15 protein-coding genes are annotated in these 15,887 nt (G+C 65.4%); 6 read left to right on the top strand and 9 right to left on the bottom strand.

Going from position 1 to position 15,887, the window contains the following annotated elements:
* Positions 1 to 255 precede the first annotated feature (255 nt).
* Positions 256 to 1,077 (bottom strand): pyruvate, water dikinase regulatory protein, encoded by an 822-nt coding sequence (locus CR919_RS14690; protein ID WP_089236004.1) that lies wholly within the window; start codon positions 1,075 to 1,077, stop codon positions 256 to 258.
* 144 nt (positions 1,078 to 1,221) lie between these two features.
* Here CR919_RS14690 and ppsA point away from each other — a divergent pair, with 144 nt between their 5' ends.
* Positions 1,222 to 3,600: a phosphoenolpyruvate synthase gene (ppsA, locus tag CR919_RS14695; RefSeq protein ID WP_089236005.1), complete on the top strand. Its 2,379-nt coding sequence runs from the start codon at positions 1,222 to 1,224 to the stop codon at positions 3,598 to 3,600.
* A 150-nt stretch (positions 3,601 to 3,750) separates the two neighbouring features.
* A complete protein-coding gene (locus tag CR919_RS14700; protein WP_099820639.1) occupies positions 3,751 to 4,644 on the top strand; it encodes a mechanosensitive ion channel domain-containing protein in 894 nt (297 codons plus the stop codon).
* An 81-nt stretch (positions 4,645 to 4,725) separates the two neighbouring features.
* Here CR919_RS14700 and CR919_RS14705 read toward each other — a convergent pair whose 3' ends face one another.
* The 4 genes from CR919_RS14705 to tadA all read right to left on the bottom strand — a co-directional run bounded on the left by CR919_RS14705 (position 4,726) and on the right by tadA (position 8,105).
* Complete coding sequence (locus CR919_RS14705) at positions 4,726 to 5,841, bottom strand: alkene reductase (protein WP_099820640.1); 1,116 nt, start codon at positions 5,839 to 5,841, stop codon at positions 4,726 to 4,728.
* Positions 5,842 to 5,965: 124 nt separating this feature from the next.
* The gene (locus CR919_RS14710) at positions 5,966 to 6,838 is read right to left on the bottom strand and encodes an EcsC family protein (protein ID WP_099820641.1); all 873 of its coding nucleotides are present in this window, start codon (positions 6,836 to 6,838) and stop codon (positions 5,966 to 5,968) included.
* 94 nt (positions 6,839 to 6,932) lie between these two features.
* The gene (gene orn, locus CR919_RS14715) at positions 6,933 to 7,505 is read right to left on the bottom strand and encodes an oligoribonuclease (protein WP_099820642.1); all 573 of its coding nucleotides are present in this window, start codon (positions 7,503 to 7,505) and stop codon (positions 6,933 to 6,935) included.
* Between the two features lie 75 nt (positions 7,506 to 7,580).
* Positions 7,581 to 8,105, bottom strand: coding sequence for a tRNA adenosine(34) deaminase TadA (gene tadA / locus CR919_RS14720; RefSeq protein WP_099820643.1), 525 nt, complete (start codon positions 8,103 to 8,105; stop codon positions 7,581 to 7,583).
* A 224-nt stretch (positions 8,106 to 8,329) separates the two neighbouring features.
* On the opposite strand from tadA, the gene CR919_RS14725 reads away from it, so the two are divergent.
* Complete coding sequence (locus tag CR919_RS14725) at positions 8,330 to 9,052, top strand: hypothetical protein (protein ID WP_207761044.1); 723 nt, start codon at positions 8,330 to 8,332, stop codon at positions 9,050 to 9,052.
* A 107-nt stretch (positions 9,053 to 9,159) separates the two neighbouring features.
* On the top strand, positions 9,160 to 9,597 hold the full coding sequence (locus CR919_RS14730; RefSeq protein WP_099820644.1) for an acetyltransferase: 438 nt from the start codon (positions 9,160 to 9,162) through the stop codon (positions 9,595 to 9,597).
* Positions 9,598 to 9,627: 30 nt separating this feature from the next.
* On the opposite strand, the gene CR919_RS14735 is transcribed toward CR919_RS14730, so the two are convergent.
* Positions 9,628 to 10,134: an N-acetyltransferase gene (locus tag CR919_RS14735; RefSeq protein WP_099820645.1), complete on the bottom strand. Its 507-nt coding sequence runs from the start codon at positions 10,132 to 10,134 to the stop codon at positions 9,628 to 9,630.
* Positions 10,135 to 10,617: 483 nt separating this feature from the next.
* Between CR919_RS14735 and CR919_RS14740 the strand changes: the two genes are divergently transcribed.
* Both CR919_RS14740 and CR919_RS14745 read left to right on the top strand, forming a co-directional pair.
* Complete coding sequence (locus tag CR919_RS14740; protein WP_099820646.1) at positions 10,618 to 11,271, top strand: hypothetical protein; 654 nt, start codon at positions 10,618 to 10,620, stop codon at positions 11,269 to 11,271.
* Positions 11,268 to 12,590: an XVIPCD domain-containing protein gene (locus CR919_RS14745; protein ID WP_099820647.1), complete on the top strand. Its 1,323-nt coding sequence runs from the start codon at positions 11,268 to 11,270 to the stop codon at positions 12,588 to 12,590. The genes CR919_RS14740 and CR919_RS14745 overlap by 4 nt, the downstream gene beginning before the upstream one ends.
* Before the next feature lie 62 nt (positions 12,591 to 12,652).
* Here CR919_RS14745 and CR919_RS14750 read toward each other — a convergent pair whose 3' ends face one another.
* The 3 genes from CR919_RS14750 to CR919_RS14760 all read right to left on the bottom strand — a co-directional run bounded on the left by CR919_RS14750 (position 12,653) and on the right by CR919_RS14760 (position 15,798).
* On the bottom strand, positions 12,653 to 13,351 hold the full coding sequence (locus CR919_RS14750; protein WP_243380208.1) for a hypothetical protein: 699 nt from the start codon (positions 13,349 to 13,351) through the stop codon (positions 12,653 to 12,655).
* An 836-nt stretch (positions 13,352 to 14,187) separates the two neighbouring features.
* Complete coding sequence (locus tag CR919_RS14755) at positions 14,188 to 15,204, bottom strand: XVIPCD domain-containing protein (protein ID WP_099820648.1); 1,017 nt, start codon at positions 15,202 to 15,204, stop codon at positions 14,188 to 14,190.
* Positions 15,205 to 15,261: 57 nt separating this feature from the next.
* On the bottom strand, positions 15,262 to 15,798 hold the full coding sequence (locus CR919_RS14760; RefSeq protein ID WP_099820649.1) for a hypothetical protein: 537 nt from the start codon (positions 15,796 to 15,798) through the stop codon (positions 15,262 to 15,264).
* Positions 15,799 to 15,887 lie beyond the last annotated feature (89 nt).

Consider the following 15,887-nt stretch of genomic DNA (forward strand, 5'->3'; position numbering starts at 1 on the left):
CGACGTTAAGGTGCGGGATGGGGATCGCTCGGCTCGTCTGTCGGCTGCTACCCGCAGATATCATGTTGACGGTCCCTCCACCCTGGCTCCTACATACCTCGTAGGAGACGGGAGGAACATACAAGCCCATGCTCGGCTGCTCTTCGGCCAGAACCCGGTGGCCCAGCCGAGCGTCGGCTCGGCTCTACAGGGCGCAGTTGAAGCGCCCATTGGCAGTGCCGACCGCTGGCCGGCAGCGCGGCGCGAGGGAAAGGATCAATACAGCTCGCGCTGCAGCCCCAGCGTGCCCAGCACCTTGCTGGAGATCTCTTCGATCGAGGTATGGGTGGTGCTGAGGGTCGGGATGCGCTCCATCTGGAACATGACCTCCGCCGCGGCCACCTCGCGCTTGCAGGTGTCCAGGTTGGCGTAGCGCGAATTGGGCCGGCGCTCCTGGCGGATCTGCTGCAGACGGTCGGGGTCGATGGTCAGGCCGAACAGCTTGCGTCGGTAGTTGCGCAGCCGTGGCGGCAGACGGTCGCTCTCCAGGTCCTCGTCGGTCAACGGGTAGTTGGCCGCGCGCACCCCGTAGTGCAGCGCCAGGTAGATGCAGGTGGGCGTTTTGCCGGCCCGCGACACCGCCACCAGGATCACGTCGGCATCGTCGTAGTTCACCGCGATGCCGTCGTCATGGGTCAGCGCGAAGTTCATCGCGTTGATGCGCCGGTGGTAGGTGTCGAAGTCGACCATGCCGTGGGCCTGGCCGACCCGGTTCAGGCGCGAGCTGGACAGTTCGCGCTCCAGCGGCTCGATGAACGGGGCGAACACATCCAGCATCAGCGCCCCGCTCTCGGACAGGATCACGCTCAGGCTCTGGTCCACGCAGGAGTTCACCACGATCGGCCGGACCTGGTACCGCTCCCCCGCCGCCTGGATCCGGGCACACGCTTCCCGGGCTTTTTCGGGGTCATCGACAAATGACATCCGGTCGGTAATGAAGCTGAACCCGGAGAACTGGGTCAACAGGCTATGCCCAATGGTTTCAGCGGTGATACCGGTTCCATCGGAAACGTAGAACACCGGACGGATGGTCGACATGCGCGCATTTACCCCCTACGAAGCCTAAAAGGGCCGCCAACACAAGCTTGTGCCGACGGTGGTCTGCCCGGCATCATATCGACTTCTTCCTACGGACGCGGCCATTCAGCCCGCCTCGGGCGATGGCCAAACGGAGCATCGCGCTTGAACGAGAACATCCTGTGGTTGCACGAACTGCGTCTGGCCGACCTGGCCCGCGTAGGCGGCAAGAATTCCTCGCTGGGCGAGATGATCGGCAACCTGGCCGGTCTGGGCGTCTCCGTTCCTGGAGGTTATGCGACCACGTCTGAAGCCTTCAAGGACTTCATCGCGCACAACGACCTGTCCAAGCGCATCTTCGACAAGCTGGCCACGCTGGACGTCGAGGACGTCACCGCGCTGACCGCGGCCGGCAAGGAAATCCGCAGCTGGGTGATCGATGCGCCGCTGCAGCCGCAGCTGGACCAGGACATCCGCAGCGCTTACGCCAAGCTGAGCGCCGACAACGGTGGCGGCGACGTGGCTGTAGCCGTGCGTTCGTCGGCCACCGCCGAAGATCTGCCCGATGCCTCCTTCGCCGGTCAGCAGGAAACCTTCCTCAACGTCACCGGTGCCGACGATGTCGTGCACAAGGTCAAGGAAGTGTTCGCCTCGCTGTACAACGACCGCGCCATCGCCTACCGCGTGCACCACGGCTTCAAGCACGAAGACGTGTTCCTGTCGGCGGGCGTGCAGCTGATGGTGCGTTCCGGCGTCGGTTCCTCCGGCGTGCTGTTCACCCTGGACACCGAGTCCGGCTTCCGCGACGTGGTGTTTGTCACCTCCTCGTTCGGTCTGGGCGAAATGGTCGTGCAGGGCGCGGTCAACCCTGACGAGTTCTACGTCTACAAGCCCACCCTGCAGGCCGGCAAGCCGGCGATCCTGCGCCGTTCGCTCGGCAGCAAGGCGATCCGCATGGTGTATTCGGATGTCCCCGGCGAGCGCGTCAGGATCGAGGACACCCCGGCCGAACTGCGCACCACCTTCTCGATCAACGATGAAGACGTGGCCGAACTGTCGCGCCAAGCGCTGACCATCGAAAAGCACTACGGCCGCCCGATGGACATCGAGTGGGCCAAGGACGGTGTCAGCGGCAAGCTGTTCATCGTGCAGGCGCGCCCGGAAACCGTGAAGTCGCGCAGCCATGCCACCCAGATCGAGCGTTTCGCGCTCACCGAAAAGGGGGGCAACGTTCTCGCCGAAGGCCGCGCCGTCGGCGCCAAGATCGGTGCCGGCGTGGCCCGCGTGGTGAAGACGCTGGAAGACATGAACCGCGTGCAGCCGGGCGACGTGCTGATCGCCGACATGACCGATCCCGATTGGGAGCCGGTGATGAAGCGCGCCTCGGCGATCGTCACCAACCGCGGTGGCCGTACCTGCCATGCAGCGATCATCGCCCGCGAGCTGGGCGTGCCGGCCGTGGTCGGTTCGGGCAACGCGACCAAGGTCATTGAAGATGGCCAGCTGGTCACCGTCAGCTGCGCTGAAGGTGATACCGGCTTCATCTACGAAGGCAAGCTCGGTTTCGAGCGCACCACCACCGATCTGGGCAACATGCCGCCGGCACCGTTGAAGATCATGATGAACGTGGCCAACCCGGAACGTGCCTTCGACTTCGGCCAGCTGCCGAACGCCGGCATCGGCCTGGCACGCCTGGAAATGATCATCGCCAGCCACATCGGCATCCACCCCAACGCGCTGCTGGAGTACGACCGCCAGGACGCCGCGACGAAGAAGAAGATCGACGAGAAGATCGCCGGTTATTCCGATCCGGTCGGCTTCTACGTGGACCGTCTGGCCGAAGGCATCGCCACCCTGACCGCCTCGGTCGCACCGAATCCGGTGATCGTGCGCCTGTCGGACTTCAAGTCCAACGAGTACGCGAACCTGATCGGCGGCAGCGGCTACGAGCCGCACGAAGAGAACCCGATGATCGGCTTCCGCGGCGCCAGCCGTTACGTCGACCCGAGCTTCTCGGCCGCCTTCGCACTCGAGTGCAAGGCCGTGCTGCGCGTGCGCAACGAGATGGGCCTGGACAACCTGTGGGTCATGATCCCGTTCGTGCGTACCCTGGAAGAAGGCCGCAAGGTCGTCGAGGTGCTTGAACAGAATGGCCTCAAGCAGGGCGAGAACGGCCTGAAGATCATCATGATGTGCGAAGTGCCGTCCAACGCACTGCTCGCCGATGAGTTCCTGGAGATCTTCGACGGCTTCTCGATCGGCTCCAACGACCTGACCCAGCTGACCCTGGGCCTGGATCGCGACTCGTCGATCGTCGCGCACCTGTTCGACGAACGTAACCCGGCGGTGAAAAAGCTGCTGTCGATGGCGATCAAGTCGGCACGTGCCAAGGGCAAGTACGTCGGCATCTGCGGCCAGGGCCCGTCCGATCATCCGGATCTGGCCGAATGGCTGATGCAGGAAGGCATCGAGTCGGTGTCGTTGAATCCGGACACCGTGGTCGATACCTGGCTGCGCCTGGCCAAGTTGAAGGCCAAGGGCTGACCTGTTGACGTGTGATGGCTGACGTCGCTTTCATCGACGCCTGCCCATACTGAAGCTGCACGCAAGCCCCGCCTCTGCGGGGCTTGCTGTTTCTGGCGTCCGCGTACGCCATGTTTCCGTCGCACCTGTTGCCGTTGCAAAGGAGTCCGCATGATCGCCGCTGCCCCACCCTCCCCCGCCACGACCTCCTGGTTCCGCTCACTCGACTGGGAACGCCTGCTGGAGACCTACGGCGTGCCGTTGCTGGCCGCGATCGTGGTGCTGCTGGTCGGCATGTGGCTGGCACGACGGCTGTCCAATGCCATGCCGCGCGCCACCTCGCGCATGGGCGTGGACCCGATGCTGGGCAGCTTCCTGCGCAACGTGGTCTACGCGGCCTCGCTGGTGATCGTGGTGATCCTGGCCATCGGCACGCTGGGCGTGCAGATCACGCCGCTGCTGGCCGTGCTCGGCACCGCCGGCCTGGCCGTTGGCCTGGCACTGAAGGATTCGCTGTCGAACATCGCCTCGGGCGTGATGCTGGTGACCCTGCGTCCGTTCCGCGTGGGCGACGTGGTGACCATCGCAGGACAGACCGGCACCGTGCGCGAAGTGCGCATTTTCCAGACCGTGATCACCGGTGCCGACAACCAGCACACCACCATTCCGAACACGCTGATCACCGCCGCACCGATCATCAACCTTACGGCAGAGCCCACCCGCCGCATCGAACTGGTGGTGGGCATCGGCTATGAAGACAACATCCAGCTGGCCCGCGATACCGCACTGGCGCTGATGAAGGCCGACCCGCGCGTGCTGCAGACGCCCGCACCGGACGTGGTGGTGTACGAGTTGGGTGCGCACGCGATCAATCTGGGCATCCGCTGCTACGTGAAATCGGCCGATCACTTCGGCACCAAGGTCACCCTGCTGGAGCAGATCAAGCTGGGCTACGACAAGGCCGGCATCAACATCCCGTATCCGCAGCAGGACATGCACCTGTACCTGCATGGCAAGGATGGCGGCGTGGTCGAGGCAGACGCGCTGGTGCGCGACAAGCCGTGATCCATCCTGGTAGTGCCGACCAACGGTCGGCACCCACCCACCAGCATCGGTAGCGCCGGGCCATGCCCGGCGGACGCGGAATCAGGCCTCCACGGCCTCCTCCAGCACCGGATAGTCGGTGAACCCGACCGCGCCACCGCCGAAGTACGTCGCGCGATCAGGAAGATTCAGCTCCGCGCCCACGCGAAGGCGCTCAGGCAGATCCGGGTTGGCGATGAACGGCCGGCCGAAGCCGATCAGGTCGGCCCAGCCTTCCGCCAGCGCCTGCCCGGCACGCTCGGCGGTGTACTTGCCGGCGTAGATCAGCGTGCCCGGATAGATCATCCGCAGTGCCTGCTTGAACGCCACCGGCATCAACGGCGCATCCTCCCAGTCGGCCTCGGCGATGTGCAGGTAGCCCACACCCAGCTCGCCCAGCAGGTGCGCGGCAGCCAGATAGGTCGCCTGCGGGGTGTCGTCCACCGCCCCCTGCAGCGTGGTCAACGGCGCCAGACGCACGCCGACACGCTCGCCGCCAGCGACATCGACCACCGCCTGCACCACCTCGCGCAGAAAGCGCAGGCGATTCTGCAGCGCGCCGCCGTAGCCATCGGTACGCTGATTGGCCTGCGAGTCGATGAACTGGTTGATCAGATAACCGTTGGCGCCGTGCAGCTCGACGCCATCAAAGCCGGCGGCCAGTGCATTGCGGGTGGCCTGCGCATAGTCGGCGACGATGCCCGGAATCTCCCCTTCGGCCAGCGCGCGCGGCATCGAGTGCTGGATCATCTCGCCCACGCCGGATTCCGGACCGGCGCCGGTGGGGTCGACGAAGACCTTCACCCCTTCGGCCAGCAGTGCCGAGGAAGAGACCGGGGCCGCGCCGTCCGGCTGCAGGGCGACATGGGACACCCGCCCTACATGCCAGAGCTGGGCGTAGATGCGACCACCGGCCACGTGCACGGCATCGGTGACCCTGCGCCAGCCCTGCACCTGCGCTTCGCTGTGGATGCCGGGGGTCCAGGCATAGCCCTGGCCCTGCGGGCTGATCTGGGTGCCTTCGCTGACGATCAGGCCGGCACCGGCACGCTGGGCGTAGTACTCGGCCATCTCTGCGGTGGCGACATTGCCGGCAGCCGCACGCGAGCGGGTCATCGGCGGCATCACGATGCGGTTGGGCAGCGTCAGCGCTCCCAGGCGGTGGGGGGTGAACAACATGGCGGCATTCTCTTGCGGGGGATTGCCGGCAAGGATGGGGATGGCGCTGCGCGCGCAACAGGCGCGTTCGTGCAAAACAGTTGTGCCGCCGAGGCAACGATGCCGCCTCCACGCATGGCGTGGATTACAACGTCGGCTCGATCAACACTCCACCGTGCGCGATGCGGTCATAGCAGCTGCGAACCACTTCCTCGCCGTATTTCAGCTCCAGCCGGCGCACGATGAAATGGCCGCGGGCCATGTCCTGGTAGTAGTCGGTGAACATGGTATTGAGCGTTGCGCCGGCTGCCGCACCAACGATCGGCACCGCCTGCGCGGCAAACTTCTCGGTGATCACCACGCCGAAGCGCGCGGCGACCTTTTCCACCAGCTTGGCCAACAGCTTGCCGGCTTCCTTCGGCGCCACGCCCAGGGTCAGGTCGCGCCCCGTGACCACGCGCCCGGCCAGTTCGGCCGACAGGTGACGCATCACATCAGTGGTGAAGCCACGGGCCAGGTAGTAGCCGGTCTCGCTGGCATCGTCGCGCGGCGAATTGCCGCCCAGTGCGAACACCTCCAGGCAGGCCTGGCGGGTACTGAACTGCGATAGATCGAAGCCTTCGCTGCGGGCGACATCGGCCACCGCGCGCATCATGATCGTGGTCGACACCGGCAGCTCGATGAACAGCGCGGCGAAGCCGAACGCACCACCGACCGCACCGGATGTCGCTGCCGCCAGCTTGTGCCAGCGTGTCGAGGCTCCCTTGCCCGGGGTGTTGTCCATGCTCCACAGCGCGGCCTGCACCGATTTTGACAACGCCGCCTGCACCGCACCGTGGATGCGGTTGGATACCGAGGTGGGAAGCGCCTTCACCGCGAACTCCAGCGGCGTCCCGACCAGGTTGGCCATGCGCGCGGTGATCGTGGGCGCTTCCAGCAGGGCTACCGCCCGCTGCAGGTCAGACCAGTCGCCAGCGTCGTGGGCGATATCACGGGGCAGCAGGATGGGCTCGTTCATACGGCCGATCTTAGCGCCAGGAAGTTGAACGGATCGTCGCGGGGGTCAGAGCCCTTTCCGCTGGAAAGGGAGCCGACGCCACCGGGTGACCGTCTCAGGCAGTGGGCAGCCCCGACAGCGCGCCCATGAACTGGCGGTAGTGGCGCAGTTCGTTGATCGAATCGTGCACATCGCTCAGCGCGGTGTGGTTGCTGTTCTTGCCCACGCCGGCGGCCACGGTCGGCGCCCAGCGCTTGGCCAGCTCCTTCACCGTGGACACGTCCAGGTTTCGGTAGTGGAAATACTTCTCCAGCCGCGGCATCTGCCGGTGCAGGAAGCGCCGGTCCTGGCAGATGGAGTTGCCCGACATCGGCGACACGCCGGCCGGAATCCACTGTGCTAGGAAGGCCACGGTCTGCGCCTCGGCCTGGCCAAGCGTCGTGGTGCTGTCGATGACACGCTGCCACAGGCCCGAACGACGATGCTGGTTGCGGTTCCACTCGTCCATCGCTTCCAGTGTTTCCAGCGGATGGTGGATGGCGAACTCCGGGCCCTCGGCCAGCACGTTGAGCTGGGCATCGGTGACCACGGTGGCGATCTCGATGATCGAATCGTTGTCGGTATCCAACCCGGTCATTTCCAGGTCGATCCAGATCAGTCGCTCGTTGGCCGCGCCGTTCTCTGCCATCGTGTCGCCTCGTTGCTGGGCAGGCACGAGGCCGGCCGGTAAAGGAAAGTGGCGGCCATCATACCCTTTCGCCACTCAGCCCTCGCCAGCGTGGTCCTCCAGCAGCAGCGGCGGCTTGCCGCGCTTGGCCCGGAAATAGTTGGTCAGGCGGTTGCCCGCCTCCTTGGCCAGCACGCCGGCATGGACCTCGACCCGGTGGTTATGGCGGGCATCACCGACCAGATCGAACACGCTGCCACAGGCGCCGGTCTTCGGATCGCTGGCGCCGTAGACCAGGCGCGCCACACGGGCATGCACGATCGCCATCGCGCACATCGCGCACGGCTCCAGGGTGACATACAGGGTGCTGCCGATCAGGCGGTGATTGGCCAGCATCCGCCCGCCCTCGCGCATGGCCACGATCTCGGCATGCGCGCTGGGATCGTGCGAGGCAATGTTGAGGTTCCAGCCCTCGCCCAGCAGCTGACCGTCGGCACCCACCAGCACCGCACCGACCGGGATCTCGTCAAACTCGCGTTGCGCACGTTCGGCCAATGCCAATGCGTGACGCATCCAGCTCTCGTCGACGTCGTGCACCGGCACGCCCAAGGTATCAGTCATGGCGTTTCTCGGATTCAAGGAGTGAGCGCGTGGCTAGTGTAACGCAGGGCTTTTGGAGCTTCCGCCGACTGGATGCGATGAGCCTTGGCCCGGCCAACGGTGCAGCGCCGCTTGATCTGCCGTGAAGACTCCTTCACGCTACGACCGCGCTTTCGTCATCTGACGATCGAGCACTGCCGCTTGCCGGCGACGATTTCACCTTTCGATCTCTACAGGGGGTAGTTTTGAACGCAGTTGCAGATACCACCGTGCAGGCCAGCCCTGCCGGAAAAGCCGCATGGATCACGCTGGCGATCGCTTGGTTGTGCTTCCTCGTACCGTTCCCCGGCCTGGGCCTGTTCCTGGGCTGGCCACTGAACCTGGTGGCCTTCATCCTCGCCATCGTCGCGATGGCCAAGGGCGGTGCCATGAAGGGTCTGTTCCAGCTGCTGGGCTCGATCATCGTTTCGCCGATCGTGTACTTCGTCGGCCTGGCGATCTTTGCCGGCACCGTGAGCGGCATCAGCGCGCAGAGCAAGGGCCAGTACGATGCGGCCGTCGCTGAAGCCAGCGTCTCGTCCGCCGCCGCGGAGGCAGATGCTGCCGCCAAGGCCACGGAAACCGCAGCCCCCGCAGTCGCCAGCGATGCCGCGATGGCACCCGCCTCGGCGCTGGAAGTGACTGCCACCACGTTGTTCAGCGATTACCAGGACAACGAGATCGCTGCTGACGGCAAGTACAAGGGCAAGGCGCTGCTGGTTTCCGGCACGGTCGATTCGATCAGCTCGGACTTCATGGACAAGCCGGTCGTACAGCTGAGCGCCAAGCCGTTCGGCTTCGTACAGGCCAGCGACCTGCCGAAGGACGTGGCTGCCAGCCTGAAGAAGGGCCAGAAGATCACGCTGGCCTGCACCGGCAATGGCGAAGTCATCGGCTTCCCGGCCGTGTCCGGCTGCACCGTGCAGTAAGGCACACAGCGAACGCTGATGCTCAGAGCCCCGCTTCGGCGGGGCTTTCTGTTGGCGGCTATAACACCAGTACAATCTGGGCACTCCGAAGCACCTTGGCCGATACCATGACCACCCTGCGCCCTTCCCGCGCCACTGATGGTGACGCGCTCGTCGATCTCTGGCGTCGCGCCGTCGACGCTACCCATGACTTCCTCAGTGCCGCTGACCGCCAGGCGATCGATGCTGAAGTTGCCGGCTTCCTGCCACAGGCGCCGCTGGTGGTTGCAGCCGACGACCAGGACCGGCCGCAGGGTTTCATGCTGATCGACGGCTCGCACATGGAAGCGTTGTTCATTGATCCCGACGTGCGCGGAACCGGTATCGGCCGCCAGTTGCTCCAGCATGCGCTGGCCCTGCATCCGCAACTGAGCACCGACGTCAATGCGCAGAATGCGCAGGCCGTGGGCTTCTATCGGCGCATGGGCTTCACCGAAACCGGCCGCTCGCCGCTGGATTCGCAGGGTCGTCCATATCCCCTCATCCACCTGCGCCACCCAGGCTGACTGGCGCCCGGAGCGCCGGCCATTCCCCGATCAGGCAACCGCGTCGAACGCCGGCGAGTAGCGCACCTCGCCCTGCGCCATCGGCGGCTGCAGGCACAGGGCCTGGAAATACGCCGCCGGCACGCCGGGTAGGACCAGACCCGGCACGGCACGGAAGCCGAAGCGCCCGTAGTAGGCCGGCTCGCCCAACAGCACGCAGCCCCGCGCGCCCTTCCTGCGCAGAGCCTCGATCGCGGTCCGCATCAAGGCCGTGCCCACGCCGCGCCCCTGCTGCTGCGGCAGCACCGAAATCGGCCCGAGCCCGAACCAGCCCTGGCTGCCGTCCTGCACGCTGACCGGGGACAGCGCGACATGACCCACCAGAAGGCCCGCATCCTCTGCCACCAGCGACATGCTCAGCTCGCCACGCTCACGCAATGCGTCGACGATGTGGTGTTCGGTACGGCTGCTGTGGACAGCGTCGCGGAACGCCATTTCGGTGAGCTTGTGAATGGCGACATGGTCGTCGATGGATTCTGGGCGGATTGCAAGGTTCATGGCAGGCACTTTGTCAGGGTAAGGAAGGTGTGAATTCATGATTCAAGTCACAAATTGATAGTGAGAGCCGATCGCGACATTGAAACGCCTTGGCGCTATCGAATCGCCTGTGCCGCAGTCGATTCACTGGCATCACCCTTCGCCGAATGCGTCAATAAATCGCCACCCTTGTCCAAAGACGGCTGGCGCCAGCTTTCCCGGGAACTCCATAATCGCCGGACCTGTCACCAAGGAAGGATGCATGGACATGGATGTACCACGCCGTATCACGCCAAAGGGAGCGCATGAACGTCGAATCGCTCCTGATGCATGTCCCCCGCGCATCGAAGAGATTGCCGGATATGGCGCAAGCGACGAGGAAAACCCGACGCGCTACCGGGTCGATCTGCATGACGCGTTACTCTCAACCATGATCACTGCGCAGAATCTCGCGCGGAGAGTGGCCTGCTCCATATATCCCTCTATGCCCCAGGGAGGCCGACATTGCGCCCCAAGATGCTTCCGTGCCTTGCTCTGCTTCTATTGACCGCCTGCAACCCGGAGTCCGCCATGAACCAGGAACGTGCCGCTGCCGAAGCCGATGTCGCCCAGGGCGGGCGTGGCCTCGCAAAGCTCAACCCCAGCCCGCGCAAGGCCTATGAACTGGTGCTGCGCCTGAAGGATGCCCCCGGAGAGTTCGCGGTGGTCGAGGGCGTTGCGCAGTACGACGTCATCAACGAAGACCAGTGCGGTCACATCGAGCCCGCCACAGGCACCGCAGCGCGCATCACCAGCCAGGAACCGGTGCAGCTGCGCAAGGTGGCCGATGGCGAGTATCGCGGCACGTTGTATGTGGACCGTATGCTGGATGAGGACTACTACGGCCGCGGCGTCTGCAAATGGGAATTCAGCGGAGCCGGTGCCATGCTGAAAGCAACCGGCGCCGAAGACGAAACTCGCTTCCTGACCTTCGTCGATGCCAAGCCGCTGACCGACGGCAGCGCGCATACGCTCTACTATCCGGATCTGGTCTATCCTCGGGCAGATCGCGTTCCCAATTTCCCGGCCAGTGGTGAGCCTGATCGCAGCGGCTATTCCGCCGACCTGCAGGACAAGCTGTTCACGATCAGCCTTTCTGCCAGTGAGGTGGCACCGTGACCATCACCTCCCAGGACTACGCTGCGCTATCCGATGACGCCTACAAGGACCGCGCCGTCGGCCGACGTGCACCCGGCCAGGAAGAAAAGGTCACACTCAACGGCCATGAGTACAAAATACTCGAGCATGTCGACAACCGGCTCAACGGCTATCAGGGCACCGTCTATCAGCGCGTAGACAGCAAAGAGATCGTCATTGCCCATCGTGGCACGGAGGATATTGCCCGCGATGCGATCCTGACCGATGGCGGCATGGTGGTAGCGCGCACCAATGTGCAGGCACCTGACGCGATCGCATTGACCCAGAGAACGCTTGAATCTGCCGCACTCCAGTCCCGCTTGAATGGTGGACATACTCCCCAGGTCACCGTCACCGGCCACTCCCTCGGCGGCGCCCTTGCCCAGATCACCTCGCACCACTTCAACGTCAAGGGTGAGACCTTCAACGCCTATGGCGCGGTCAGCCTCAGCTACCGCATCCCCGAAGGCGGCAACACCATGATCAACCACGTCATGGCGTCCGATCCGGTCAGCGCTGCTTCGCCCCACTTCGGCCAGGTACGCATCTACGCCAACCCGGATGAGATCAAGAGGCTGTCAGCGGCCGGCTTCAGCAACCACCCACTGCGCGACCTGATCCCGGATCGTCCAATCCTTGCAGCAGGCAGCTCGTTCGGCGCGCACAAGCTGGGCAACTTCCTCGGCGACGGCTCGGTACTGAAGCATCCGGAAACGCAGCAACTGGCGAAAGACAACGCCAAGATGATCGAGGAGTACCGCGACGACGTGGAATCACTGCGCCGTGGCGTCACCCGTACTGCACGCGGCATCCCTGGCGGAGCGATCGACCTGTACGACCACATCCGCGGCCCGTTGCAGCCGGGTGAACCGGCACGCCGCGAAGCGGAGAAGAACGGCCATCACACCAGCATGCTGCGCATGGACGATGCAAACCATCTGGGCAATCCGTTGTTCAACGACGCGATCCGTGGCGTGCATGCCCAGGACGTGCGAGCCGGGCGCGCGCCGGACGTGATGAGCACGCAGCTGGCCGGCAGCCTCGCCGCCGAGATGCACGCTGCAGGCGGCAAGCGCATCGACGACGTGGTGATGAATGCCGATGCCTCCCGCAGCTTCGCGGTGCAGGGCCAGGGGGGTGACCCTGCCCATCTGCGTGTATCGGTGGACACGGCCGTTGCGATGAACACGCCGCTGGAGCAGAGCAGCCAGCGCATCGAGCAGCAATCTGCCGGTCAGGCCTTGGCGCGCGAGCAGCAGCTGGAACAGACCCAGGCGACCCAGCGCAGCCTGCACGCCTGACACGCTCGCGGGAATGAAAACGGGAGCCGGCACCGCCGGCTCCCGTCGTTTTCTGCGGTCGATCAGGGGCTGGAAACCGCTGAGTTCGCAGCCGGCCCTGCCAGCACGTACGCATCTGGGCCCGAGTCCGGGAAACCGCCACAGGGCTTGTCTCCCGGCGCCACGGGATCACACGGCCACTGTGCGCGCGTCACCGTATCGCGCAGCTCGAAGCCCGTGCCGTTCCAGACAACAAAGGCTAGATGCTCCCGGTTCCAGTCGCTGAAGCTATGCGGACCGGTCTTCTGCGGTGATTCCGGATACTGCACGAACCAGCGCATGGCCGGCCCGTACTGCAACTTGCTGTGATCCAGGATGACCTTGCCTTCGCGGGCGCGGTGACGGGCACGATCGGCCTCGGCGATCGACGGTGCCGCCGGCATCAGCTTTGCGGTGATGTTCTGCGGCACGCCATCGCTGCCCACCTGGTACACGCGTTGGCGGACGTAGGCCTGTCCGCAACTGCCGGCTGCGAGCCGGACAGGCTCTGCGGTGTTCTCGTTTGGCAGTGCGCCGTCGGCACAGTCGAACGGCGCCGAGACAAGATAGGTGGTCGTGGAAGCATCTGCGCCTTCAAACGAGCGCACCCAGATATCGCCCAGGCGCCCGATGAAGTCCGGACGCTGGCCCATGCCGGCCACGGCCTTGAACCATGCCTTCTGGCGCACTTCACGCTCGCGCCAGCCGCGCGGCAGGTGGATGTCCTGCTCGGGCAATGCCACCAGCAGCGCCGCCAGATGCGGCGGCAGCGTGCCCTGGCAGGCGCCGATCATCAGATCGCCCTGCGGTGCCAGCCGACCGGCCAGATCGACCGGGCAGCGCGCACCGAGCTGGCGCTCTGCGGCCTGGTCGGGTGCGAGCGGGATGATCGGTGGTGCGACAGGGGCTGGGGCTGACGGCGGGACGGGTGCCGGGGCCTGTGCGGTGTCGGGCACCTGTGCAGCGGCGGCAACGGGGGCCGGCACCTGCCTGGGAGCCGGTGGGGCTGCGACAGGGACTGTTGCGACAGGCGCAGCACTGGTGGAGGCAACGTCGGACGCTGGTGCTGCCGGTGCTGCTGGGGGCGCTGGTGCAATCGCGGGTTGTACGGCGACGGTTTCCGCAGCGACGTCCTTCGTCGGTGCTGGCTGCGGTGCTGGCTGCGGTGCGGGTGCGGGCGGTATGGACGGCTCCGCCTCTGGTTCGGGTGCAGGTGCAGGTGCAGCAACTTCGGCCGGCATCGGCTCGGGCGCTGCGACGGGAGCCGGTGCAGGAACAGCATCCGTTGCGGTGCCAGCCGACGCCTGTGCGTCCGCCGCTGCCACTACCGGTGTTGACGCAACGTCATCGACTGCGGGCGCCACCGGAGCATCTGGCGCCTGTTGTGCGTTGGCAACGACAGCAGCCAGTCCCAGCGGCAGCAACCACAATGCCGAAGCACGACCACGCTGGGCCACGTTGGAATGCAGGAAAGTGTTTCGCATGTTGTGTCCTTACAAAGAGATCCATGTAGGCACCCGAGGGTGCTCGGTGTCGTGCGATGGGCCCGCCGGTCTCCGACCTGCAGGCGGTGCCCAGATTACAGCGATCGCGGGCGGTTCTGCTCCTGTTCGCGAGTAACCGAAGCAGCCTGTTCCTGGCGGGAAGAGGCTTCAGCCGCCAACTGCTGGCTGCTCTGCTCGAGCGGCAGCTGGGCGGCGGCCTCACGCTGCACCATCGAGCGCTGCATCGCCGGGTCCCCCATGGCGCCCTGCACCGCGAACAGCGCCCTGCCATCGGTGCCCGCCACCACGTGGTCGATGCGGCTCATGCCGGCCTTCTGTGCGCTCAACGCCAAGGCTCCGGCCGTATTGTCCAGTTCCTGCTGGCTGCGCATGCCACTCTGCGGCCCCATCTGCTGCAGATGGCCGCGAGCGTCGCTGAACAGCCGGTTGCCGGCATGGGCCGGATCGGACATATCGCGCGCGCGCTCAGGCAACTGTGCAGGCTCGCCCACTTCGCCGCGGGCAAGCCGGTCCATCACGTCCGGGGTCAGCTTCTGCTGCCACGCCTCGAAACGCTTAAGCCGGTCCTCTACCCCGTTGATGGCGCCGTTGATGGCGTAGGTTGCCTCGCGCACGTCCTCGCGCGCGTGTTCCGGCACACGGTTCTGCCATTGCCACACCGCGATGCGCCCTGCGTGTTCCGGCTGCGATGCCAGCTCGGGATGGTTGACCAGATCCAGATCCAGCGCGCTGCCGGCGCGCTCGTAGCTTTCCTTGCCGGTCAGCGACAGATAACCGCGCCCGTGGTACTTCAGCGCATCACCGGGCGCGTCGTTGCCCATCCGGCCGCCATACATCAGCTCGGCCAGATCCTCCGGACGCCCTCGCAGGGCTTCTTGGCGCGCAGACTCCAGCGCCTCGGTGCCATTGCGCCACGCCGCTTCGACCGGGATCTGCGAGATGCCCCGGGTATAGTTGAAACTCTCGTTGAGCCGGCTCAGGCCACGCGACTCGTGCCCTGCCTGGGCCATGAAATTGGCCAGTTCGAGGGGGGAGTCGATGCCGGCTTTCGTCGCCTGCCGCAGCAGTTGCGACTCTCTATCGGTCGACACAGTGCAACTCCTGGATGTTCATCAGCGCGGATTCCTTTCCGCCGGTTGGAGCTTGGCTCATGGAAGCGACACCTCGGCGACACTGGACGGGTCGAAGTCCTCGAACCGCACCCTGCCCAGTTCCGCCACCGAGAAATCCCGGATGTTGGTCGCCTCGGTCTCGATATCCACGACCTTGCGTCTCACCCCATCCACCCAGCACGCCTTGTCCGCCGATGCATAGCGGAACCGGTATGTGCTGCTCCAGCGCTCGCGGCTGCCGCCGTTGGTGATCACGCTGAAGGTGTCTTCCTCAACCATTGCATACGCAAAAGGGTCGCCGGCCAGGCCACCGCGGGTGGAACACGGCACCAGCTTGTCGTTGCGCGCGGCCAGCTGCCAGCGCCCGCGCCCGTCACCGCGCAGCAACAGCAGCACCCGGTTTGGTCCGTGCTGGCCGGGCATCAGCCCTTCCGGCGTCGGCTGGTCGATGACCAGCAACTGGTACTCGATGCCATCGCCGTTGAGCTCGCCCCTGACGGCTTCCAGCAGGTTCGCACCGGATGGAACAAATGCCAGGGCATCGTCCATGTGTGCGCCAAACCTGTCTTCCATCCCCTCCCACTCCTTCAATGTCGTCTTGCCGATGCCCGCCTCCCTGGCCGGTCGGAACGCGGTGTCCCGGCTCGCCCGTGCCTGCGCAG

Origin of the sequence: Stenotrophomonas sp. LMG 10879 (assembly GCF_002750935.1) — a bacterium.
GTDB classification, from domain to species: Bacteria; Pseudomonadota; Gammaproteobacteria; order Xanthomonadales; family Xanthomonadaceae; genus Stenotrophomonas; species Stenotrophomonas lactitubi_B.